The following is a 21,598-nucleotide window of genomic DNA, read 5'->3' on the forward strand; positions in this document are numbered from 1 at the left end:
CCGCGACACCGGCCAGAGCTTCACGCTCACGGGCACCCGCAGCGTGTACGACGCCAGCCCCGTGACGGTGGACACGGTGGCCGAACTGGGCACCGGGAGCGCCTGCGCGGGCGGCTTCACCGAGCGTTACCAGGTGCGCGCCACCTTCAGCCGCGCGGGCCGCACGGGCAGCGTCGGCGCCCAGGGCTACGTGAACCACCAGACCTGCAACGCGGCGACGGGCCGCTACGAGGACGTGACGCTGAACAGCGGCTCGCTGGAACTCACCCGCCGTTAGGGTCCTTCCGGTGATCCTGGCGCCCCTTCCGCCTGCCCGCCAGCCACCACAGCCCGATGGGCAGCAGGAGGACGCCCAGGCAGCCGTAACCGGGGGGCACGGAGGACGGGGGTGGGGAGGCTCGCTGCGGTTCTTTCGCCATACGCTTGGATACGGGATGCGGGCGGGGGGAGTTGCGGCCCGGTGAAGCGGCGCCCTCCCCTACACTGGCCGCCGTGCCACAAGAGCCAGGGCGTCACCCTTCCAAAGCAGTTCAGGCGCCCTCTGGCACCCCGAGCGCCCGCTGCTGTTGCTGAGAAACGGAGAGCTGCCCGTCCTCGACGTGCCCGAAGGAACCGACATGGCCCCTTCTGTTCGCGCGGCCTGGGGCGTCGGGACGTGGACCCTGCATGACGGCGGCCTGACGGTGGGGCGGGAGGGAGTGGCGCAGGCGCAGGCCCTCTCGGAGACGGCCCCCAAAGGCTTCGTCTGGGGGGAGGCGGAGCTTACCCCGCTCCCACGCGCCCGGGAGTGGCACCGTCCAGGCTGGCCCCGGCGAGCGCGGGAGAGGCTGGACGCCGCCCTGAGTTCCGCCGGGCTGACTCGGATAGGCGAAGTGGTCCCCATCCATCAGCACGACCTTGTCGCCGTACTGCGGGCAGAAACGGACGTTGGCCCCGTATATCTCAAGGCGAGTGACACGGGGCGTGAGGCGGCGGTGACGGCCCTCCTGTCGCGCACGCTGCCGGAACTTCTCCCGCCCCTGCTCTGGAGTGACGGAGAAACGGGTCTCCTCGTCAGCGCCTCGGGGGGCGAGTTGCTGGACGGGGTGGCCGAACTGGAAGTTTGGGAACAAGCGTTGGAGCGCCTGGCCCAGTTTCAGAAAGAGGCTGATGCTCCCACCCTCGCCGCCCTGGGGTGTCCCACCTGGCCCCTGGCCGAGATGACGGGGCGGGTGGACGCCTTCCTGTCGGACGTGGACACCCTGCGGGCCTGGGGGCTGGAACAGGACCAGACCCGGACGCTGACGGAAGCCCGCCCCACCATCCGCGCGGCCTTTCGGGAACTGGCCGCCCTGGGCCTGCCCGACCTTCCCGCGCACGGGGACGCCCATCCCCGCAACGCCCTACATGGCCCGCGCGGCAGCGTGTGGTTCGACTGGAGCGAGTCGGCCAGCAGGGCACATCCCTTCATGGACGCGGGGTGGTTTCTGGCCTTCACGCTGCATCCGGCACGAGCCAGGCTGCCTATCCGCGTGGCGTTCCCCGACCTCGAAACGCGGCTCTCCCGCACCTACCTGAATGCCCTCGGTTGCCCGGAGGGGGGTGGGGCGCTGCTCCGAAGCCTCCCCCTCGCCCTGCTGCACCGCGCCGCCGTGTACGACCACCAGTTCCGGGATTGGGAGGGCACAGTTCCGGGGTGGCGGCCCGAGTACACACCCTACTACCTGAAGCAGGCCGTTCGGGAACTCGCGCGGCTGACTTGACCCCTACCTGCCCTTACCGCCCGGCACCTCGTCCCGGCCCCGGGCCACGTCGCGCACGCCCCGGCGCCCGAAGGCGTGGGCGAGGTCGCGCTCGGAGAGGCGCAGGGTGGTGGGGCGCCCGTGGGGGCACGACCAGGGCTGGTCACAGGCGGACAGGGCGGCGAGGACGGCCTCTCCCCTCCCCCCGTCCAGCATTCCGGCCTTGAGCGCGGGCGCGCAGGCGAGGCGGGCGAGGACGTGACGGCGGGGGTCAGGGCTGTCGCCCAGCGCGGCCTCAACGAGTTGCTCGTGCAGCCGGGGCACGGGCAGCGCGGCGAGGACGGCGGGGAGCGTCCGCAGCCGGGCCAGCCCCGCCCCGAAATCCTCGATGGTCAGGCCCCAGGCGCGCAGGTCCGCATCCCGCTCATGCAGCCGCGCCACCTGCTCGGGCGTGAGGTGCAGCAACTCGGGTTCAGGCAGTTCGACGGGCGGGGCAGCGGTGAGGTCGCGGGTCAGGCGTTCGTAGAGGGCGCGTTCGTGCGCGGCGTGGGCGTCCACCACCCACAGGTCGCCCTCCCCCTGCGCGAGGAGGTACAGCTCCTGGTAAACGCCGACGAGGGTGAGGGCGGGAAAGTTGCCACTCGTCGGGGTCGCCTGGGGTTCCGGCGGGGCGATCAGCGCGGGGGCGGAACGGGCCAGGGGATGAGCCATCAGCGCCTCTGCCACCGCCTCCCTCACTCTCGCGGCCACGGCGGGGAGGTCAGCGAGGGCGACGACCTGCTTCGCCGGGTGGACGTTGGGGTTGTGGTCCTCGGGCGCCACGGTCAGGTCGAGGACACAGAGCGGGGCCACGCCGGAGGGCAGCAGTTCGGCAAAACCCTCAATGACGGCCTTTTCCAGCTCCGGCGGCGCGAGGATGGGCCGCCCGTTCACGCTGAAGTGCATCCGGTCGCGCCGGGCCCGGGTGAGTTCGGGGCGGGAGACGACGCCGCTGACACCCTCCGCCTCCACCCGCAGAACGCGGTTCGCGCTGAGCGGCCCGTACACACTTGCCACCGCTCCACGGTGATCGGCGGGCGCATGGGTCAATCGGGGTTCGCCGTCCACCGTCAGCCGCCAGTGGAGGCCGGGGTGGTGGAGGACGTAGCGGCCGACCAATGCCGTGATCTCGCGCACCTCGGCCGCTGCCGGAGCCTGAGTCCGCAGCCGGGCGGGCAGGCGGGCGAAGAGGTTCCTCACCGTCACCGTCGTGCCCGCCGGGGCGGAGGTGCGGCGCACGGTCACGTCGTCACCCGCCGCCAGCACCTCCGCTGCCCCCACCTGCGCCGCCGGGCGGGTCACCAGGTGCAGCTCGCCCGCCTGCGCCGCCGCCCACAGGGCCTCGCCGCGAAAGCCGAGGGTGGTGACGCGCTCCACCGCGCCCGCCTCCGGCTCCAGCTTGCTCGTCGCATGGCGCACGGGCGCAAGCGATACCGAGTCCGCCGCGATGCCCGCCCCGTTGTCCCGCACCCGGACCAGCCCCAGGCCGCCGCCCTCCACCTCGACCTCAATGCGTGTGGCGCCCGCGTCGAGCGCGTTCTCCACGAGTTCGCGCACCACGTCCAGAGGGCGCGACACAACCTCGCCCGCCGCGATCAGGCGCGAGATGTGGGGGGGGAGGACGTGGATGGTCACAGGTTCCTGACCTCCCGCTCCCCGCCCTCGGCGGCCCGCTGCGCCTCCCGCTGCCAGGTGTGGAGGATTTCCAGCGCCTGCATGGGCGTCAGGCGGCTGAGGTCGAGCGCGGCGAGTTCGCGCCGCAACCTGCGGTCGTCGCCCCCGGCATTCAGGGCGGTGAGGAGCCGGGCCGCGCGGGTGGTGACGGGCGCAGGCAGCCCCGCGAGGCGGGCGACCTCCACCCCGTAGCTCTGGCGGGCCGCGCCGGGAATCACCTGATGGTAGAAGGTGAGCCCGCCCGCCGCCTCGTCCTCCTCGGCGGCGACGTGCAGGTTCACCAGGCCCGGGTGTTCTGCTTCCAACCGCGTCAGCTCGAAGTAGTGGGTGGCAAAGAGGGTGTGCGCCCCCGTCCCGTGCAGGTGTTCCAGCGCCGCCTGCGCGATGGCGAGGCCGTCCAGGGTGGAGGTTCCGCGCCCCACCTCGTCGAGAATGACGAGGCTGCGGTGCGTGGCCCCGTGCAGGATGCTCGCCAGCTCGCTCATCTCGACCATGAAGGTGGAGCGGCCCCCGGCGAGGTCGTCCGAAGCCCCGATCCGCGTGTGGATGGCGTCGTAGATGGGCAGCTCCGCCCGGTCGGCGGGCACGAAGGAGCCCACCTGATGGAGCAGGGCGCAGAGAGCGACCGTTCGGAGGTAGGTACTTTTACCCGCCATGTTCGGCCCGGTCAGGAGCAGGGTGTGGCGGTTCGGCCCGAGTTCGGCGTCGTTGGGCACGAAACGCCCGCCCGTCGCCCGCTCGACGACGGGGTGGCGGGCCTGAACCAGATGCGCCCGGCCCGAAACAGTCTGGGGCCGCACCCAACCGCTCTCCACCGCGATCTCCGCCAGGGCCGTGAGCACGTCGAGTTCCGCCACCGCGCCCGCCGCCTCGGCCAGCCCCTCCGCATGGGCGGCCAGGCTCTCGCGCAGCTCGGTGAAGACCTCCAGTTCGAGCCTCTGCGCGGCGAGTTCCAGCCGGGCGATCTCGCGCTCGCGCTCGCGCAGGTCGGGCCGGGTAAAGCGGGCGCGGTCCTTGAGGGTGGCGATCTGGCGGTAGTCGGCGGGGACCTTGCCCAGGTGCGGTCCATTCACCTCCAGGTAGTACCCGAAGACATTGTTGAACCCCACCTTCAGGCTGCCGATGCCGGTGCGGGCGCGCTCGCTGGTCTCCAGCTCGGCCAGCCAGGCGCGGTGCCCCAGGGCCTCCGAACGGAGACCGTCGAGTTCGGCGTGGAAGCCGTCGCGGATCAGGCCGCCCTCGCCCGCGCGGATGGGCGGGTCGTCCACCAGGGCGGCGCGGATCAGGGTGACCACGTCGGGCAGAGCACCCAATCGGGCACGGATACCCGCGAGCAGGCCGTCCTGCGCGTCGAGCAGCTTCACCGCCTCGGGGAGCAGGTCGAGGGTACGGGCCAGCGACGCCACCTCGCGCGGGGAGGCCCGCCGGGTCGCCACCCGTGCGGCCAGCCGTTCGAGGTCGTGCGCCCGGTACAGCAGCGCCCGCACCGCCCCCCGCAGGTCGGAGGCGCGGGTCAGCGTCTCCACCGCGTCCAGCCGGGAGCGGATGCTGAGTTCGTCGAGAAGCGGCGCCCGCAGCCAGGCCCGAAGTCTTCGCCGCCCACCCGCCGTGCGCGTCTCCGCCAGCACGTCCATCAACGTGACGCCCTGCGGCGACTGCGCCTGGAACACCTCCAGCGCCCGCACCGCCGCGTCGGGCAGCCGCATATGCGCCCCCGGCTCGAAGCGCACCACCCGGCGCACCATCTCCAGCCGCCCCTGCTGGGTCAGGCGGGCGTACCCGAGAACCGCCCCGCACGCCCGCACGAGCGCCGCCGAGCCGAGCGAGCCCGGCACCTCGCCCAGCACGGCCTTCAACTCCGCCCGCGCCCCTTCCTCATCGAAGTTGGCGGGCGAGAGCATGACCGGGAAGCGGGCCTGGAAGTCGGCCAGGAGAGCGGCATTGCCCGAGAGTTCCGGCGCCAGCAGCACCTCCCGCGCCCGGTGCCGCGCGAGTTCGTCGTAGAGCGCCGTGCGCGTATGAAAGGCGGCGCAGCGGAATTCGCCAGTGGACACGTCGAGCAGCGCCAGCCCATATCCGTCCCCGGTCGCCACCGCCCCCAGATAGTTCTCGTCGGCGGTGAGGTGGCGCTCCTCCGTCACCGTGCCTGGTGTGAGGAGTTGCGTGACGCGGCGCTCCACCAACCCCGAGCCCGGCTCCTCAATCTGGTCGGCGACGGCGACCCGCACTCCCGCCGCGAGCAGCCGCTCCACATTGCTGTCGAGCGCGCGGACGGGCACCCCCGCCATCGGCGTCGAGAAATCCTTGCTGCTCTTGTGGGTCAGGGCGATGCCGAGGAGCCGCGCGGCCCGTTCGGCATCCTCCCCGAAGGTCTCGTAGAAGTCCCCAACCTGAAAGAGCAACAAAAAATCGGGGTGGGCGTCGCGCAGCGCCACGTACTGTTCGAGCATCGGCGGCAGCACCCCCGACCCCGTTCCCTTCAAGACGCTCTGCGGCACCCCCACCGGCATGGCGCGAGCATAGCGCACCCCGTTCTGTTGTGGACGGAATAGCGGTTGCAATTGGGGCGAGCGGCACAAGGAAAACCCGCCCCACGGGGAGGCGGGGCGGATGGGACGCTGGATAGCTGGATAGCCTGGTGCTCGGGCCTACTTCCGAAGAGACAGGGCTGTTGGGGCTCCGTAGACCCAGGTACTGGGAATATTCCCTGCCTTCAAGGTGACTGTTCCCCCCGCCGAAGTGATTGCCACGCTCGTCGAAACCTTGTTCCAGCCCGCGCTGAACTGCGCGTTGACATTCCCCGTCACGATGATGTTGTTCTGAATGCAGGTGATCTGCCCCGAGAGGCCCACGGCCTTGTCGAGGTAGATATAGAGGCCCGTCTCCGCCGTGGGGCTGCTCGCTGTCCCCCCTGAGGCGAGGGGCGCAATCCGGCCGCTTTTCTGCGCCTGGACGCTGAAGGTGGGCACCGCGCTCTTGGCGTCGGTCGCCCCGGAGAGGCTGAGGTTCCCCGTGCAGTTGTTCGGCAGATTCGCCGTGAAGCTGCCCGAGGTCGTCCCGCTCAGGAGGGCCGCGTCCGGCTTGGGAAGGCTCAGGCTGAAGCTGCCGTCGGCCTTCAGATCCGTCCTGACGAGTTCCTTGGTTCCCACCGAGGCGACGACCTGCCCGGCCCCGCCACTCCAGGCCGTGTAAGAGGGTGCGCCGGTCGTTCCGTCGAACTTGAGTTCCACGACCTTCCCGGAGGCGGCTTCGGGCTGCGGGGCGCTGGTTCTGTTGCAGGAGGCGAGCAACAGGGCGGCACCGGCGAGCAGCACAGGCGTTACATTTTTCATACGTCATTCACCGTACACCCCGGGTCTGGGCCGGACAAGCAGAGGTGAGGAGAGGCCAAAGGGAGCCTGCGGGAACTACACTGCGCGGGACATTCCCCCTTCCCAGGAGGTTCCTGTGAAAACACTTTCCGTCCTCGCCGCGCTCACCCTCACTCCTTTTGCCCTCGCCTGCCCGGTGAAACAGGGTTACGTCGCCAACGGCTTGTTCAAAAACACGGCGGGGGCAAAGCCCATCTGCGGGCCGCTCTACCAGACGTTCCGGTTCAGCATGGCGGGCGTGAAGTGGACCGAGATGTACGAGGTCAAGGCCGGGCGGGTCGGCCAGCTCCGGACCTCGGATTTCCTGGCCCTCATCCGCCGGGGCCGCTACCGGCTCGTCAAGCAGAGCAAGACGGTCCGCAGCCAGGTGTACCTCTTCGAGCGGGGCAGCCACTCCATCACGGTGGTCGTCGGCGTTTCGGGCGGCGCGCAGTACATCGGGCTAGCGGGGCAGTAGGACCCGGCGGGGCCTCTGCACCGCGTCCCACCTCCCCTTTCCGGCCTTGCCCCTCCCGTAGCATGGCACCATGAGTTACCACCCCTACGACCCGCGCATGGCCTACGACCCGGAGCGCCGACTGACCGACGGCGACGTGCAGGAACTCAAGCCCGAAGGCTGGTGGGGCGACGACGGCAAAATAGCCCGCGACTTCGCGTTTGACAGCTACCAGGCGGGCGTGGACTTCGCGGTGCGGGTCGCCGCGCTGGCGGAGGAACAGAACCACCACCCCGACATCCTCATCCGCTACCGCCGGGTGCGCCTCACCTTCTTCACCCACACGGTGGGCGGGGTGACCCTGCTCGACATCGAGGGCGCGCGGGCCGTCAACGATCTGTGGGCCGGGGTGACCGGCGCTTGAAACTCGCCATTCCCGACGCGGACGTGCTATGGACGGCCCTGGCACCCGAGCGCAAGCACGAGATGGAGGTCACCGTGGGACCCGGCGACCTCGACGACCTGAATCACGTGAACAACACGGTGTACCTTGCGTGGTGCGAGGGGGTGGCCCGTGCCCACGCCCTGCGCCTGGGCATGGGCACGGATGCGCTGATCGCGCTGGGCGCCGTACCGGTCGCCCGGCAGCACGTCATCAACTATCACCGACCCGCCGTGCTGGGGGACCGCATCCGCATCCGCACCGCCATCACCGTCAGCGCGGGCGTGCGCAGCATCCGCGCCTACACCCTCGACCGCGCGACCCAGGACGGCAGCGACGGCGAACGCCTCGCCGAATGCCAGACCGAGTGGGTCTGGGTGGACCCGGGAAACGGGCGCCCCAAGCGCACGCCCCGCGAGGTGCTGGAGGCGTTCGGGTTCTGAGGGTGTTCGAGCAAGCCGCAGGCCCGGAAGGTGCGGCGGGAGGGCAGGCTGGGTGGCGAGCGCCAGCCTGCCCCACAAACGCTTGACGCGAAATGAGAAGTGGGGTGGGAGCAGTTTTTGACGCTCCACGCAACCCCACGCGAGGACGGGCTACGCTCGTCTCCCCCCTCCCAGCCTCCCCCGCAAGGGGGGAGGAGCAACAGCGCCAAAGCTTTTGCTTCTCAAAACCGTCTACTGTGAACGGCCTATTCCTGCAAGGGGCTCGCTCTCGCACCGCCTTCACCACGCCTTGCTCGCGCAGCGAGACGGTGGGCCAGTGACTCGGAGATCAACAAGATCAAACCTTGCGGGTTGAGAAAAACGACCACAGGCGCGATGGGCAGGCCCTTTGCCGAGCGCAGCGGAAAGCTCCCCCCTCCACCAAGAGGAGAGACACGTAGGCGAGCTTGGCGTCAACGCGCGGGCCGCCCCGCGCGGCGGAGTCGTCGCCCCCGGTGGGGGTAGGGGGGCTGGGGGGGTGGGGGCAAACCGCAGCAAGATACCCTGCCCCTTCACCCCTCCCTACCTGAACTCCGCCCGCCGAGGCTCCGGCAACCGGTACGCGATGAACGCACTGGGAATCAGCAGCGTGATGCTGACCAGCGCCGCCACCGTCGGCGTCGTGGCATCCGCCAGCACCCCGACCAGAAACACCAGCAACCCCGCGAACCCCCACGAGAAACCCATCATGATCGAACTGGCGACGGCAACGTGCCCCGGCGCATACTCCTGCGCGGCGACCACCCCGACCGGAATGCTCGCGTTGACCGCCGCCCCAACCAGGAACGTGAGCGGGTAGAACCACCAGTTCGCCGGACTCGACAGGATCAGCACGGCGAAGAACGGGATGGTGGCCAGGATCGCCGCCCGCAGCACCGGGACCCGCCCGTAGCGGTCGCTCGCCCGCCCGCCGACGATGCCGCCGACGGCGCTCGCAACGGCGTACACGGCGAGCGTGACCGCGACCTCCCGCGTCCCGAAGCCCCGGGCCAGCAGGATGAAGGGCAACATCGCGTTGTACCCCATGCTGGCGAGCGAGCGCAGCACGGCCATCGCCCAGAGCCCCACGAGCGGCCCCCGGAAGATGCGCCCGTACTCGGCCAGAGCCACGCGCCGCCCCTCTGCCCGCCCGGGGGGCGTGACCGCGAAGGTGAGGATCGCGGTCACCACCCCGATCAGCCCGAACCAGGGGAGATGCGCGAGGCCGACCCCGGCAAAGACGGGGCCGAGTGCACTGCCCGCCGTGCCCCCCGCGCTGAAGAGGCTGGCCCACAACCCGCGCTTCTGCGGCGGACTGTTCAGCGCGACGTAGGCCGCCCCCGCCGGATGGAAGAAGCCGCTCCCGAACCCCGAGGCGGCGACCAGCAGCACGAGCGCCCCGAACCACGGCACGAAACCCATCAGGGTGAGGCCCAGGCCTGTCAGCAGCGGGCCGAGCGCGGCGGCGTAGCGGCGGTCCACCCGCTCCCCCAGGATGCCGAGGAGGGGTTGCAACACGCTGCTCGTCAGGCTGTACACGCTGGAGAGCAGGGTGACGGCGGCGATGGACACCCCGAAGCGGCTTTGCAGGGCGGGGGTGAGCGGCGTGAGCATCGCGCCGTACGCGTCGTTGATGAAGTGCCCCGCCGTGACCGCCACGGCGACGGCGGTGGCGTGGCGGGTGGCGGCGCGAACGGCGGTCCCTTGCATTGGGTTACCCTACCCCTCCGCCCGGTGCCCGGCGGGGAGGTGTCCAGCGGTTCGGGCCGACCCCTCCCCCAATGGGGGCACCCGCGCCCCCATGACGTGAGGTTTCTAACACAGTACCCTGGAGGCATGTCCCTCGTGTTCCGGGATGCCGTCGCCGCCGCCCTCCCCTCGGAGGAGCGGTTGCGTGAACGGCTGGCGCGTCTTCCCGACCGGGCCTGGACGGACCTGGCGCTGCTCTTCGCGGCGGCCCTGCCCGAGATCGACGGGGTGATCGCCCTGCAAGGGGGCGAGGCCTTCGCGCGGGCCCTGGCCGCCGCGCGCGGCATTCCGGTGCTGCATACCGTGAACGCCGAGCACAACCTCTTTCCCGGCGAGGTGGCCCTGGTCACCGGGCACCTGCAAGGCGGCCTGCCCGAGATGCAGGCTCTCATGCGGGCCGAACGTTATGGGCTGCGGGTCCTGGTGGCCGTGGCCGCCATCGAGCGCACGGGGGCGATGGGCCGCACCCGGCTGGAACTGCACGACACCCGGGTGCAGTCCGCCGTCCAGCTCGCCGACACGCCGGGGGGCCTCACCTTCGAGCGGCGCACCCCGCCCGGGCTGCTGCGGCTTCCCTCCTGACCCGGCCTTACTGCTGATACCCCCGCAGCGCCCGCTCCTCGGCGGGGAGGCGGACGAGCAGGATCAGCGCGGCGTTGAGCAGGCTGAAGGCGACCGCCGTGCGCCACGCCCCGACGCTGAGGGGGGCCGACGCCATCTCCAGCGCGACCACCGCGTAGTTGGGGTGCCGCAGGAGGCGGAAGGGACCGCCCGTGACCCGCTCTCCCCCCGGCACGATCAGGATGCGGGTGTTCCAGTAGCGGCCCAGGGTGCGGATCACCCAGTACCGCAGCGGTTGCGCGAGCAGGAACAGCAGGAAGGCGGCCCAGTTCACCCCTTTCCCCGAACGCCGCCCCTCCAGCAGCGTGAACAGCATCCAGCCCGGGTGCAGCAGGAAGAAGAGGGGGTAGTGGTCCCGGCCGTACTCGGTCGCCCCGTGCTCGCGCGCCCAGCGTTCGTTCGAGCGGGCCACCCGCAGTTCGAGAAGGCGCTGGACGGACAGGAAGCCGAAGATCAGGGGGGCGAGGGTGCGGGCACGCATGGGCGTCAGCTTACGAGCTTCCCACGCTGAACATGACCCGGCTCGACCCCCGCCCGTCCTCCGCAGTGGCGTGGACGATCAGGGCGGAAATGCTGCCCTCACCGGGGCGGAGGAACAGGGTGCCGATGCCCAGCGGGGTGCGGTACACCGACAGGCTCTCGGGGGCGTCCTCCCGGTGAAGGAGGCGCCAGCCCTGCCGTTCGAGCTGCGGCAGGAAGTGGGAGAGGAGCGCGGTCAGCTCCGGCATCGGCTGTGGGGCGACCAGCGCGACCGTCTCCGAGCGGATGGGTCCCCCCTGCCCGGTCAGCATTTGGGCACTCCACCCCCCGGGAAGGATGAGGGTCGGGAAGGGCGCCTGGGAGAAGTCCTCGAAGTGGGGGTGGTGCCGACGGCCCAGCAGGTGCTCGATCTGCTCCGGCTCGGTGTCCTGCACCTGGAGGTGGACCTGCGTGACGGCCCCCTCCTGCCCGGACGAGACGTTCAGCGTGCGGCGCTGCCCCGGATGTCCCCCCATCCACTGCGTCCGGGCCGCCTCCACGAAGGTCTGCTGGAACATCTGCGCCGCCTGCCAGCCCTGCCCGGCGAAGTGGGCGATCAGCGCCTCCATCACCTCCGGCGGGGGCGCGGGTACATCCAGAAAGGCCCGCCAGCTCATCTGGGACTTGCGCTCCGCAGAACGGGGCCCACCCGAAAAATGGAACGTCCACTGGCGGGCCACCGTGCGAAGCCCGCCCAGTAGCCGTGTCCCCGCCAGCTCGGGCAAGGTAACGGGAAAATCGGCCGGGAGCGTTCCGGGCGTGACCATCTCGGCCGTAAGCTCACCCTCCTGCCCCAGCGCCCGGCGCAGGAACTCGGCGTCCAGTGTGATCTGCTCACTCATGGCTTACCCTCCTGCCAGCAGCGCGTCCGCCGCCGTGTCCGCGTCCAGCTCTCCCCGGGCCACACGGGCGTAGAGGTCGCCGCTCATCTCGCGGGCGCGCCTCAGCACGCGGTCTTGCACCAGCGTCCGCACCTCGAACTCGGCGCGGCGCTCGCGGCGGGCGTGGAGTCCGGCTTCCCCCAGAAAGGCGCGGTGGGCGAGTACGGCGTCCACGATCTTGTCCACGCCCTCGCCCCGGGACGCGACCGTGCGGCGGACGGGGGCGAGCCAGGTCGAGGCGTCGTGCCGCCCGAGGCCCTGCGCGGCCATCAGCTCGCGCACCGTGCGGTCGGCGCCGGGCAGGTCGGCCTTGTTCACGGCGATCACGTCGGCGATCTCCATGATCCCGGCCTTGAACGCCTGCACCCCGTCGCCCCCGGCGGGCGTCAGGACAAGCAGCGTGTGGTCGCAGGCGGCGGCCACGTCCACCTCCGACTGGCCCACGCCGACCGTCTCCAGGATCACCCAGTCGAACCGGAAGCCCTCCAATAGCGCCAGGACGGGCAGGGTGCGCGGCGACAGGCCGCCCAGCGCCCCCCGGCTCGCCAGCGAGCGCACGAAGACGCCCTCGTCGGCGTGCCAGCGCAGCATGCGGATGCGGTCGCCGAGAATCGCCCCGCCCGAGTAGGGGCTGGAGGGGTCCACCGCGAGCACCGCGACCCGTTTTCCCTGCCCCCGCAGGTGGGCGATCAGCGCGTCCGTCAGGGTGCTCTTGCCGCTGCCGGGGCTGCCAGTGACGCCGAGGACGACGGTGCCGCCGGGTCCCCGGGAGGCGGCGATCTCGCGGGCCGCGCGCAGCAGGGGCCGGGCGGCGTCCAGCCCGCTCTCGGCGAGGGTGATCGCGCGGGCCAGGGCGCGGGGGTCGCCCGCCCGGAAGCGGGGGAGCAGGTCGCGGGGGGTGGAGGGGTGGGCGGTCAAGGCGTCACCCCTGCCGGGGGCCGGAGTTGAAGGGCGGGCTGTCTCATCTCTTCCCCCAGGCTACCCCGTCCCCTACGGCGCCTGCCCCAGCACGTCGTCCGCCTCGGTCGCCTCGATCAGGTCCTCCAGGTGCGCGTCGTCGTTGAAGCCGAGGAGGGTCCCGCTGTTCTGGCCCAGCAGCACCCGGGTGATGGAGGTGTTCGTGACGCTCAGCCGCGCCCAGGCGTGGTTGGGCACGCCGCCCAGCGCCAGGCCCACCGCCACCCGCACCACACCCCCGTGGGTGAAGACGAGGACCCGGCCCCCCGCGTGCCGGGCGCGCAGCCGGTCAAAGGCCACGGCGCAGCGGGCGAAGAGGTCTTCCATGCTCTCCCCGCCCGGGCGGCGGGTGGTCCAGGGGTCGGCGCGCAGGGCCCGCAGGTACTCGGGAAAGCGGGCCTCGATGTCGGCGACGACGAGGCCGCTGAGTTCGCCCACGTCGATCTCGCGCAGGCCGGGTTCGAGCTGCACCGTGGGCCGCCCACTCAAACGCTCGGCGACCATCTCGGCCGTCTGGGAGGCGCGGGCGAGGTCGCTGGAGTACACGGCGTCGAAGTGCATCCCCGTCAGGCGCTCGGCGAGGGTGGCCGCCTGGAGAATCCCGATGTGGCTGAGGGGCACGTCCGTCTGCCCCTGGTAGCGCCCGTCGGCGTTCCAGGTGCTCTCGCCGTGCCGCACGACCCAGAACTCGGTCGCCGTGCGGCGCTCGGGGGGCAGGAAGCCGGTGGGGGGACGGCGGCGGATCAAGGGGCCTCCGCCAGGGTCACGCCGCTTCCGGTCACCATCTCGCCGATCACCCAGGGCGACTCGCCCGCCGTGCGGAGGGTCGTCAGGGCCTCCTCCCGCTGGGCACCGGGCACGATGAACAGGAAGCCCACGCCCATGTTGAGCGCCCGGAAAGCCTCGGACCGCTCCACGCCCGCCCGCCGCACGATGAGGTCGAAGAGGGGCGGCACGGTCCACGAGGAGGTATCCACCCGCATCCCCACCCCGTTCGGGAACACGCGCGGCGGGTTGTCGATCAGACCGCCCCCGGTGATGTGCGCCATGCCCCTGATGTCCACGTCCGCGGCCAGGAGTGCGTCGAAGGCCCCCAGGTAGGCCCGGTGCGGGACCGTCAGCAGGTCCTCCAGCCGCTCGCCGCCCAGGTCCGCGCTGGCTTCAGTCCAATCCAACTTGTCCAGCGCCATCCGCGCGAGGCTGTAGCCGTTCGTGTGCAGGCCTGTACTGGGAAGCGCGATCACGGCATCCCCGACCTCGATCCGGGAGCCGTCGATGAGGCGGGGCCGGTCCACCACGCCCACAATCGTGCCCACGATGTCGAGTTCGCCCTCTACATACACGCCGGGCATCTCGGCGGTCTCGCCGCCCAGCAGGGCCACGCCGAGGGCCTCGCAGGCCCGCGCCGCACCCGTCACGACCTCGGCCACCCGCTCGGGCAGGAGCCGCCCCATCGCCACGTAGTCGAGGAAGAAGAGGGGCCGCGCGCCCTGCACCAGGATGTCGTTCACGCAGTGGTTCACGATGTCGGCGCCCAGACCCGCGAACCGGCCCGTGCGCACCGCCACCTTCGTCTTCGTGCCCACCCCGTCGGTGGAGGCGACAAGGACCGGGTCCGCCAGCTCACCGAACGCCGCGCGGAAGAGGCCCCCGAAGCCGCCGATTCCGCCCAGCACGGCGGGCGTGTGGGTGCGGGCCACGGCGCCTTTCATCAGGGCGACCGCCCGGTGCCCCGCGTCGATGCTCACGCCCGCCCGTTCGTATGCTGACGCCCCCGTGCTGGCCTCGGCGGCGTCCGTGTTGCCTTGCGTCATGATCCTCCCGAACACTCCCGCGCAGGCGGGTCCGTGGGGCAGTTTACCCGACTTTCCCGGCGGCCCGGCGCGAGAGCCACCAGCGGACGACCACCCCCAGCGCCACGAGCGCCGAGAGCAGGCCTAGGCCCCAGGCCATGCGCCGCGCGCTGCCGCTGAGCCACACGACCAGCGCCGTGACCGGGAACGCCCCCGCCGCCGTTGCCAACATGAAGGGCCGGAACCCCATGCCCGCCGCCCCCGCGACCAGATTCATCACGTCCGCCGAGAGCACGGGCATCAGCCGCACAAGCAGGACGCCCTGTACCCCGTAGCGCTCGGCAAAGGCGTGGGCCGCGCCCCGCGCCCGCTCCCCGGCGAGCAGCCGCACGAGCGCGTCGCCCACCCATCTTCCCAGCCCGTACCCGGCGGCGGCGCCCAGCAGCGTGCCCAGATACACGATGGCGAAGCCCTCCAGCGGTCCGTACGCGCGGGCCGTCACGGCGATCATCACCAGGGCGGGCAGGACCGGCAGCACGGCCTGGAGCACGAAGCCGAGGATCAGGGCGAGCGGCCCGGCCCAGCCCAGCCCGGCCACGAAGGCGCGCGTGACGGCGGGGTCACTGGAGGTCAGGGCCTCGTAGCCCCGGGCGAGAAAGGCGCGCACGTCCGGGGTCAGGCTCACGCCCACCAGCAGGGCCAGGGTGCCGCCCAGCAGCAGCACGCGCAGGAGCCGGGCATTCCGGGGGGCGGCGAGGGTCACCCGACCAGTGTAGGCGGAGCGGGTGAGAAGGGCGGGGCACGCGCGTCTCCCCCCTCCCGCTAGACTGCCCCCCGATGCGCCCCGAACTGCTCGACCGCGTGCTGGCCCTGCTGCCCCAGGAGAGCGGGCGCCCGGAGCTGCGCCACTTTTCCGAGATGCTGCGCGACTACCCTCGGCGCGGCGGCAAGGGGGTCCGCTCGGAATTGCTCCTCGCCTCGGCGCGGACCCACGGGTTGCGGCCCGGTTCGGCGGGCTGGGAGGGCGCCCTGTGGCTCGCCGCGGCCCTGGAACTCTTCCAGAACTGGGTCCTGATCCACGACGACATCGAGGACGATTCGGAGGAGCGCCGGGGGAGGCCCGCGCTGCACCGCCTGCACGGGGTTCCGCTGGCGATCAACGTGGGGGACGCGCTGCACGTCTACATGTGGGAGGCCGTGCATCGCGCGGGCGTGCCGGGCGGCATGGAGGAGTTTCTCGCCATGATCCACCGCACCGCCGAGGGCCAGCACCTCGACCTCACCTGGGTCCAGCACCGCGAGTGGAACCTCACGGAGGCCGACTACCTGGAGATGGTGCGGCTGAAAACGGCCCACTACACGGTCGTGGTTCCGCTGCGGCTGGGGGCGCGGGCGGCGGGAGTCACGCCGGACGACCGCTTCACCCCGGCGGGGCTTGCCCTGGGCGCGGCCTTCCAGATCCGGGACGACGTGCTCAACCTGCGGGGCGACCCCCACCTGTACGGCAAGGAGATCGGCGGCGACCTGCTGGAGGGCAAGCGCACCCTGATCGTGCTGCACTGGCTGGCCCAGGCACCGGGGGAGCAGCGGAGGGTCTTTCTGGAGCAGATGGGGCGCGACCGGGCCGAGAAGGACCCCGCCGCCATCGCCGACATCCACCGCTGGCTCCTGGAGAGCGGGAGCGTGGGGTACGCGCAGGACTACGCGGACGCCCAGGCACGCGAGGGGCTGGGGCTGCTGGAGGAGGCGCTGGCGGACGCGCCGGACCAGGACGCGGCACGGGAACTGCTGAGCCAGATGCGGGAGCTGGCGACGCGGGAGGCGTGACAGGCTTCGCCAGGAGTATTTCTCGTCTCCAACGGGCATTCGGGTGGGCCTCATCCGGCTTGTCACCTTGAACGAAGGGAAGGGTCCCGAGGCTCGGGGATGCTTCGCTGACGCTCAGCGTGACAACCCTGTTGCGCTCCCCAAAGGGAAAGGGCGACCAGGTCACCCCAGCCACCCCTTTCGAGCCCCCGACTTAAGGTATGGGCGTCCCCGCGTAGCCCACCCCGTGGCGTGAGTAGGCCTGCACCGGCTCTCCCCCCTGCATGTCCACCTGGAGGAAATAGCGGGTATTGTCCAGCTTCCTGACGATCTTGCGCGTCGCCACCTCAATGACGTGCCCCGTCGAAATCTGCGCGTATTTCCCGTCCCGGGTGAAGTTCACCCACTTGGGCTGGTTGTTCGCGTCACCCAGGTCGCGCACGTCGATGTCCGCGATCTGTTTCGGGGCCACACTCGGCAGCCCGCTCACGTCGAAGATGTGGACGTAGCGGTTGTACGAGTCCAGCACCCACACCTCCTTCTCGTCCGGGGTCAGGGCGACCCCGTGGCTCTGGGTGATCGGCCAGGAGGCATCTTTCCAGGGAAAGCCCTGCACCGGCACGCTGTAGAGCTTCTTCCCGGTCGTCAGGTCCCCCACCTCGAAGCCCGAGAAATGGTCCGGGTTCACGAAGGTCAGCGTCTCGGCATGGTTCACCGTGAAGGGCCGCAGGCCGGAGTTCGTCCCACTCGTGAAGAAGGGGCCGACCCTCAGCGTCACCTTGTCGGTCGTCGTATCGGCCACGCTCAGGTAATTCGAGGAGATGCTCGCCATGTACACGCGCTTGCCGCTCGCCCCGACGATGGTGTTGTGGGCATTCTTGTACACCGGGATACGGGTGATCTCGTTGCCGGTCGCGCCGTCCAGAACGAACCAGAAGTCGCCGCCCGCGTCCTCACCGCTGCCCATGTAGAGCTTCTGGCCGTCGGGGGTGATTGAGAGGCTGTCGATGGACGGTGAATACTTGCGCGTCCACAGCACCTGATCCGTCTTGAGGTCATACGCCATGAGGTAGCCGAAGCTGGGCTGCCCGGCGTACTTGGGGTCCTTGCGGTCGCCCCAGTAGGGGATGTACAGGCGGTCGGTCACGGCGTTGGCCGCGATGCCCCGCAGGCCGTACATGTTCGGCATCGGGACGGTTTTGACCAGCGCATACCCCTGGTCGATGTCGTAGACCTTGATCGCCCGGTCCACCGCCACGTACTCGAGGTGCCGCACGGCGGGAGGAGGAGGGGGCGCGGTGGTGCCGCAATAGACCTTGGGATCAGCCCAGTCCGCGTGGTCATAGCTGATCCCGTTCCCGGCGTCCGTGACCACCAGGCGCAATTCCTTCTTGCCAGTCACGTTCAGGTCTACCGTCTTCGTCGGGCTCGTCCCCGGCATCGTCCCGCTGTCGTAGGCCCTGACGCCGTCGAGGTAGACCTGGAAGACGACGCTGCCGCGGTCGCCCACCTCGTCGTCCACGCCGATGTCGGCGGTAAAGCGGGTGCAGGAGACGCCGCTGGCGCCGACCAGGCTGAACCTGAGTTCGCTGCCCGCGTGGGTGCCGAAGCCCAGGGCGTAGGTCTTGCCGTTCAGGGTGAGGGGCTTGCCGTCCCCGGCGGCCTGCTCGCCGTTCGAGCGGTTCTTCTCGACCGGCCCCCAGGCATTCTTGGCATACAGGATGGGCTCGTACTGAAGGGTGTTCGTGCCTGCGCCCAGGGTCTGCGGCTGCATGGACGCGTCCGCCTGGTACTCCCACGGGTAGCTCTGCCCGTTCGCGTAGGGGTCGGGCTGGGGCTGATTCGCGGGGCCTTCCCCGCAAGCGAAGAGCAGCAGGGAAAGGCTCAGGCAGGCAAGCGTGCGGGGGAGACGCGGACGTGAGTGCATGGGACCTCCAACCCTGGGGCACAGGGGGATGGAATACGGGCTTTCCGGCGAGTGTGACATTTTCCACCCCGCCGCGCGCCGCACATCCAGCAAAAACGCTCTATGAAAGTTTTATGAAGGCAAGGTGTGATGGCTCTCCACGTCGGGAGCAAAGGGGTCGTCCTTCTTCCGCGAGGATGAGTGTGCCCCGCCTGCCCTACACCAGCCCCAGCGCCGCGTCCGCGAAGCCCTCGAAAGCCCGGGCCAGGGCGCGGATGTCGTCCGGCCGGGGCTCGCCCGACTCGGTGAGATAGAGGGCCACGTTGATCTCCAGCCCGAAGGAGGGAATGCCGGTGCGGGCGTGGTGCCGGGCGCTCAGGGTGTCCGTCGTCCAGGGGTCGCCGACCGCCACGCGGGTGAGGTGGCCCGTCAGGACGGGGGCGAACGCCTCCGCGCAGGCGGCTTGCAGGGCGTCCCAGCGGTCGCGGGGAAAGGTGGGCGCGTCCCCGGTGCCCAGCATCAGGGTGAGGGCCGGGCGGGGCGTACCGGTGTCGGGGCCGAGCGCCGGACCGCGGGAGGCCATCGAGTGCCCCACGATCATCAGTCGGGCGCCGTCCAGCTCCGCCCGCACCCCCGCGTCGAAGGTGTCCCAGAAGCGGCGCAGCCGGGCCTCCCGCTTCTGCGGCGTCAAGTCAAAGCCCTCCGGGTAAAGGGGCCGCCGGGCGAAGTCCATCGTCTTTACCACGCCGTTGTCGTCGGTGTCGCCGCGCTCCCGGTTGAGGTCCACGACGAAGCGGCTCCAGGGCGCTTGCAGGTAGCGCGCCCCCGGGACGGCGTAGATCAGATCCGTATACGGGTCACCCTCCATGAAGATGCGGTGCAGGAAGGCCGCCCGCTTCCCGGGGTCGAAGGCTTCCTCGCCCAGCATGTCGCGCAGCACGTCGGCGGGCAGGGCCCCGGACGGGTGCGGCGTGAGGATGAGCAGGCGGTCGCGGTCGGCGGCAGACATGGAGGGAGGATAAGCGGGCGGGGGGCGACGGGCCTTCATCCACCCACCACTCACCACGGCCCACTTCCCCAACTGCGGCCTGCGGCACCCCCGCTCCACCCCCCACTCGGTAGAATGACGGGTGTGCGGCTCTCGTCCCTCTCGACGCTCAACTACCGGAACCTCGCGCCTGGCACGCTGAATTTCCCGGCGGGCGTGACGGGCGTGTTCGGGGAGAACGGGGCGGGCAAGACGAACCTGCTGGAAGCCGCGTACCTGGCCCTGACCGGCCTGACCGGGGTGACCCGGTTGGAACAGCTCGTGCAGTCGGGCGAGCGCGAGGCGTACGTGCGGGCGGACGTGCAGCAGGGCGGCAGCCTCAGCATCCGCGAGGTGGGGCTGGGGCGCGGGCGGCGGCAGCTCAAGGTGGACGGGGTGCGGGTGCGAACCGGGGACCTGCCGCGCGGGAGCGCCGTGTGGATTCGCCCCGAGGACAGCGACCTCGTGTTCGGCCCCCCCGCCGGGCGCCGGGCGTACCTCGACGCGCTGCTCTCACGGCTGAGTCCCCGGCACGGGCAGCAACTCGCCCGCTACGACCGCACGGTATCGCAGCGCAACGCCGCGCTCCGGGCCGGGGAGGACTGGGCTCTGCACGTGTGGGACGACGCCTTGGTGAAACTCGGGACCGACATCATGCTCTTTCGCCGCCGCGCGCTGGGCAGGTTGGACGAACTCGCGCGGGAGGCGAACGCGGCGCTGGGCAGCCTCAAGCCCCTGACGCTGACGCTCAGCGAATCCACCACCCCCGAAACCTACGCGCAGGACCTCGCCTCCCGCCGGGCGGAGGAGCTGGCCCGCGGCGCCACCGTGACCGGCCCCCACCGCGACGACCTGACCCTGACCCTGGGTGACTTTCCTGCCAGCGAGTACGCCAGCCGGGGCGAGGGGCGCACGATTGCCCTCGCGCTGCGCCGCGCCGAGTTGGAACTGCTCGCGGAGAAGTTCGAGGAGAAACCGATCCTGCTGATCGACGATTTCACGGCGGAACTCGACCCGGGGCGCCGGGGCTTTCTGCTCGACCTCGCCGCCAGCGTGCCCCAGGCCATCGTGACGGGGACGGAGCGGGCGCCGGGCGCGGTGCTGACGCTGCGGGCGCACGCGGGGCGTTTCACGGAAGAGACGCCCGCCGCGGTGGAGGTGGGGGCGTGAACGGGGCAGTGGCCCGTGGGCAGTGGCCCGTGGGTCGGTCGCCCGTCTTGTCCCACTCCCCACTCCCCACTCCCCACTCCCCACTGCCCACTCCCCACTGCCCGCCCCGGGGGCGCCCGTGAGCAAGCCCCGCCGCTTCGGCGACACCCGCAGCGTGTCCGAGCTGCTGGGCGCCACGCTGGGCACCGCCCGGCTGGCGAAGGGGGTGCAGCGGGCGCGGGCGATCCTCGCCTGGCCGCAGGCGGTGGGGCCGGAGATCGCGCGGATGACCCGGCCACGCTCGCAGCAGGGCGGAACGCTCTTCGTGGAGGTCCGCGACAGCGCCACCGCGCACCACCTCACCCTCCAGCGGCACCACTTCCTGAAGAGCCTGAACGCGCTGCTGGGCGAGGAGCGGGTGACCGAGATCCGCTTCAGCGTGGGCAGCGTCCGGGCGCCCACCCCCGCCCCGCGTCTCGCCCCGCTGCCCGGCCCAGACCGCGCCCGCGCGCAGGCCCTGGTGCGGAACGTGGACGGCGACCTCAAGGACGTGGCCCTGAAGGCCGCCGAGGCGATCACCCGGGCCCGCAAGTGGCGCGAGGCCCAGGGGTGGCGCCCCTGCCCCGTCTGCGGCGAGGCGAGCCGGGAGCAGCCCTGCCGCGCCTGCGCCCTCACCCTGGAGGACCCCAACGTGCGGCGGGCGGCCCGCGCCCTCACCCGCACGCCCGAGCGGCTGGCCGCCCTGCCCGCCTCGCTCGGCGACAGCGGGGCGAACGCCGCCCGGCACATCGCCCTGGGCCTGCTCGCCGAGCAGCTCGACCTCCTCGCGCTGGAATGCGTGCGCAGCGGCGGTGAGGAGGGCTACCGCGCCTTCCTCGCCCAGCAGGCCGAGGTGTTCCTGTCGCTGACGCACCGCAGGCCCCGCAGCGCCCTGAGAGGCGAGGACCGCGCCGCCCTGCCCGAGCGGGTGCGGCACGTGCTGGGGGCGGGGCGCTAGGCTCCCCGCCCCCGGTTTTCCAGCGGTCACGGGGCGGTCATGGTGCCCC

The 21,598-nt window shown here is 71.3% G+C and carries 21 protein-coding genes (1 of these 21 cut by a window edge); 9 read left to right on the forward strand and 12 right to left on the reverse strand.

Going from position 1 to position 21,598, the window contains the following annotated elements:
- Positions 1–277 carry the 3' portion of a hypothetical protein gene (locus DAERI_RS07295; RefSeq protein WP_103128776.1) on the forward strand. 200 nt of this gene lie to the left of the window's left edge, so only the last 277 of its 477 coding nucleotides appear in the window; its start codon lies off the left edge, out of view; its stop codon occupies positions 275–277.
- 340 nt (positions 278–617) lie between these two features.
- Positions 618–1,742 carry a phosphotransferase family protein gene (locus tag DAERI_RS07300; protein WP_103128777.1) on the forward strand — a complete coding sequence of 375 codons (1,125 nt, stop codon included), beginning with the start codon at positions 618–620 and terminating at the stop codon, positions 1,740–1,742.
- Between the two features lie 3 nt (positions 1,743–1,745).
- Here DAERI_RS07300 and mutL read toward each other — a convergent pair whose 3' ends face one another.
- From mutL to DAERI_RS07315, 3 genes are all read right to left on the reverse strand, one after another.
- Positions 1,746–3,395, reverse strand: coding sequence for a DNA mismatch repair endonuclease MutL (gene mutL / locus DAERI_RS07305; protein ID WP_103128778.1), 1,650 nt, complete (start codon positions 3,393–3,395; stop codon positions 1,746–1,748).
- Positions 3,392–5,944 (reverse strand): DNA mismatch repair protein MutS, encoded by a 2,553-nt coding sequence (gene mutS, locus DAERI_RS07310; protein ID WP_103128779.1) that lies wholly within the window; start codon positions 5,942–5,944, stop codon positions 3,392–3,394. Before mutS ends, mutL begins: the two co-directional genes overlap by 4 nt.
- Before the next feature lie 138 nt (positions 5,945–6,082).
- Positions 6,083–6,766: a hypothetical protein gene (locus DAERI_RS07315; protein ID WP_133161983.1), complete on the reverse strand. Its 684-nt coding sequence runs from the start codon at positions 6,764–6,766 to the stop codon at positions 6,083–6,085.
- Between the two features lie 115 nt (positions 6,767–6,881).
- Between DAERI_RS07315 and DAERI_RS07320 the strand changes: the two genes are divergently transcribed.
- The 3 genes from DAERI_RS07320 to DAERI_RS07330 all read left to right on the forward strand — a co-directional run bounded on the left by DAERI_RS07320 (position 6,882) and on the right by DAERI_RS07330 (position 8,126).
- Complete coding sequence (locus tag DAERI_RS07320; protein ID WP_103128781.1) at positions 6,882–7,262, forward strand: hypothetical protein; 381 nt, start codon at positions 6,882–6,884, stop codon at positions 7,260–7,262.
- Positions 7,263–7,332: 70 nt separating this feature from the next.
- A complete protein-coding gene (locus DAERI_RS07325) occupies positions 7,333–7,665 on the forward strand; it encodes a 4a-hydroxytetrahydrobiopterin dehydratase (protein WP_103128782.1) in 333 nt (110 codons plus the stop codon).
- Positions 7,662–8,126: an acyl-CoA thioesterase gene (locus tag DAERI_RS07330; RefSeq protein ID WP_165794117.1), complete on the forward strand. Its 465-nt coding sequence runs from the start codon at positions 7,662–7,664 to the stop codon at positions 8,124–8,126. Before DAERI_RS07325 ends, DAERI_RS07330 begins: the two co-directional genes overlap by 4 nt.
- A 561-nt stretch (positions 8,127–8,687) precedes the next feature.
- On the opposite strand, the gene DAERI_RS07335 is transcribed toward DAERI_RS07330, so the two are convergent.
- Positions 8,688–9,854: an MFS transporter gene (locus DAERI_RS07335; protein ID WP_103128784.1), complete on the reverse strand. Its 1,167-nt coding sequence runs from the start codon at positions 9,852–9,854 to the stop codon at positions 8,688–8,690.
- Between the two features lie 126 nt (positions 9,855–9,980).
- On the opposite strand from DAERI_RS07335, the gene DAERI_RS07340 reads away from it, so the two are divergent.
- Positions 9,981–10,475, forward strand: a complete 495-nt coding sequence (locus DAERI_RS07340; RefSeq protein WP_103128785.1) for a hypothetical protein — start codon at positions 9,981–9,983, stop codon at positions 10,473–10,475.
- Positions 10,476–10,482: 7 nt separating this feature from the next.
- On the opposite strand, the gene DAERI_RS07345 is transcribed toward DAERI_RS07340, so the two are convergent.
- From DAERI_RS07345 to DAERI_RS07370, 6 genes are all read right to left on the reverse strand, one after another.
- On the reverse strand, positions 10,483–10,995 hold the full coding sequence (locus tag DAERI_RS07345; protein ID WP_103128786.1) for an isoprenylcysteine carboxyl methyltransferase family protein: 513 nt from the start codon (positions 10,993–10,995) through the stop codon (positions 10,483–10,485).
- Positions 10,996–11,005: 10 nt separating this feature from the next.
- A complete protein-coding gene (locus DAERI_RS07350) occupies positions 11,006–11,875 on the reverse strand; it encodes a hypothetical protein (protein WP_103128787.1) in 870 nt (289 codons plus the stop codon).
- Between the two features lie 3 nt (positions 11,876–11,878).
- The gene (gene meaB, locus DAERI_RS07355; RefSeq protein ID WP_165794118.1) at positions 11,879–12,832 is read right to left on the reverse strand and encodes a methylmalonyl Co-A mutase-associated GTPase MeaB; all 954 of its coding nucleotides are present in this window, start codon (positions 12,830–12,832) and stop codon (positions 11,879–11,881) included.
- Positions 12,833–12,904: 72 nt separating this feature from the next.
- A complete protein-coding gene (locus tag DAERI_RS07360; RefSeq protein ID WP_103128788.1) occupies positions 12,905–13,618 on the reverse strand; it encodes a histidine phosphatase family protein in 714 nt (237 codons plus the stop codon).
- The gene (gene purM, locus DAERI_RS07365) at positions 13,615–14,685 is read right to left on the reverse strand and encodes a phosphoribosylformylglycinamidine cyclo-ligase (protein ID WP_103128789.1); all 1,071 of its coding nucleotides are present in this window, start codon (positions 14,683–14,685) and stop codon (positions 13,615–13,617) included. Before purM ends, DAERI_RS07360 begins: the two co-directional genes overlap by 4 nt.
- 43 nt (positions 14,686–14,728) lie before the next feature.
- The gene (locus DAERI_RS07370) at positions 14,729–15,427 is read right to left on the reverse strand and encodes a TVP38/TMEM64 family protein (protein ID WP_103128790.1); all 699 of its coding nucleotides are present in this window, start codon (positions 15,425–15,427) and stop codon (positions 14,729–14,731) included.
- Between the two features lie 74 nt (positions 15,428–15,501).
- Here DAERI_RS07370 and DAERI_RS07375 point away from each other — a divergent pair, with 74 nt between their 5' ends.
- Positions 15,502–16,491, forward strand: coding sequence for a polyprenyl synthetase family protein (locus DAERI_RS07375; protein ID WP_103128791.1), 990 nt, complete (start codon positions 15,502–15,504; stop codon positions 16,489–16,491).
- Between the two features lie 193 nt (positions 16,492–16,684).
- Here the strand turns inward: DAERI_RS07375 and DAERI_RS07380 are convergent, their stop codons facing one another.
- Together DAERI_RS07380 and DAERI_RS07385 are read right to left on the reverse strand one after the other, a co-directional pair.
- Positions 16,685–18,397, reverse strand: a complete 1,713-nt coding sequence (locus tag DAERI_RS07380; RefSeq protein WP_103128792.1) for an NPCBM/NEW2 domain-containing protein — start codon at positions 18,395–18,397, stop codon at positions 16,685–16,687.
- Positions 18,398–18,593: 196 nt separating this feature from the next.
- Entirely contained in the window at positions 18,594–19,385 is a 792-nt protein-coding gene (locus DAERI_RS07385; RefSeq protein ID WP_103128793.1) for an N-formylglutamate amidohydrolase, read from the reverse strand.
- Positions 19,386–19,499: 114 nt separating this feature from the next.
- Between DAERI_RS07385 and recF the strand changes: the two genes are divergently transcribed.
- Together recF and DAERI_RS07395 are read left to right on the forward strand one after the other, a co-directional pair.
- Positions 19,500–20,573 (forward strand): DNA replication/repair protein RecF, encoded by a 1,074-nt coding sequence (gene recF, locus DAERI_RS07390; protein ID WP_103128794.1) that lies wholly within the window; start codon positions 19,500–19,502, stop codon positions 20,571–20,573.
- A 118-nt stretch (positions 20,574–20,691) separates the two neighbouring features.
- The gene (locus tag DAERI_RS07395; protein WP_103128795.1) at positions 20,692–21,549 is read left to right on the forward strand and encodes a DciA family protein; all 858 of its coding nucleotides are present in this window, start codon (positions 20,692–20,694) and stop codon (positions 21,547–21,549) included.
- The last annotated feature ends 49 nt before the right edge of the window (positions 21,550–21,598 follow it).

This window comes from Deinococcus aerius (genome assembly GCF_002897375.1).
GTDB classification, from domain to species: Bacteria; Deinococcota; Deinococci; order Deinococcales; family Deinococcaceae; genus Deinococcus; species Deinococcus aerius.

What these genes read in the sequence shown, in the direction of transcription:
- DAERI_RS07325 (WP_103128782.1), top strand. Translation starts at nt 7,333, where the DNA reads ATGAGTTACCACCCCTACGACCCGCGCATGGCCTACGACCCGGAGCGC.
- mutS (WP_103128779.1), bottom strand. Translation starts at nt 5,944, where the DNA reads ATGCCGGTGGGGGTGCCGCAGAGCGTCTTGAAGGGAACGGGGTCGGGG.
- DAERI_RS07345 (WP_103128786.1), bottom strand. Translation starts at nt 10,995, where the DNA reads ATGCGTGCCCGCACCCTCGCCCCCCTGATCTTCGGCTTCCTGTCCGTC.
- DAERI_RS07340 (WP_103128785.1), top strand. Translation starts at nt 9,981, where the DNA reads ATGTCCCTCGTGTTCCGGGATGCCGTCGCCGCCGCCCTCCCCTCGGAG.
- DAERI_RS07380 (WP_103128792.1), bottom strand. Translation starts at nt 18,397, where the DNA reads ATGCACTCACGTCCGCGTCTCCCCCGCACGCTTGCCTGCCTGAGCCTT.
- DAERI_RS07300 (WP_103128777.1), top strand. Translation starts at nt 618, where the DNA reads ATGGCCCCTTCTGTTCGCGCGGCCTGGGGCGTCGGGACGTGGACCCTG.
- DAERI_RS07375 (WP_103128791.1), top strand. Translation starts at nt 15,502, where the DNA reads ATGCGCCCCGAACTGCTCGACCGCGTGCTGGCCCTGCTGCCCCAGGAG.
- recF (WP_103128794.1), top strand. Translation starts at nt 19,500, where the DNA reads ATGACGGGTGTGCGGCTCTCGTCCCTCTCGACGCTCAACTACCGGAAC.
- purM (WP_103128789.1), bottom strand. Translation starts at nt 14,685, where the DNA reads ATGACGCAAGGCAACACGGACGCCGCCGAGGCCAGCACGGGGGCGTCA.
- DAERI_RS07335 (WP_103128784.1), bottom strand. Translation starts at nt 9,854, where the DNA reads ATGCAAGGGACCGCCGTTCGCGCCGCCACCCGCCACGCCACCGCCGTC.
- DAERI_RS07350 (WP_103128787.1), bottom strand. Translation starts at nt 11,875, where the DNA reads ATGAGTGAGCAGATCACACTGGACGCCGAGTTCCTGCGCCGGGCGCTG.
- DAERI_RS07385 (WP_103128793.1), bottom strand. Translation starts at nt 19,385, where the DNA reads ATGTCTGCCGCCGACCGCGACCGCCTGCTCATCCTCACGCCGCACCCG.
- DAERI_RS07315 (WP_133161983.1), bottom strand. Translation starts at nt 6,766, where the DNA reads ATGAAAAATGTAACGCCTGTGCTGCTCGCCGGTGCCGCCCTGTTGCTC.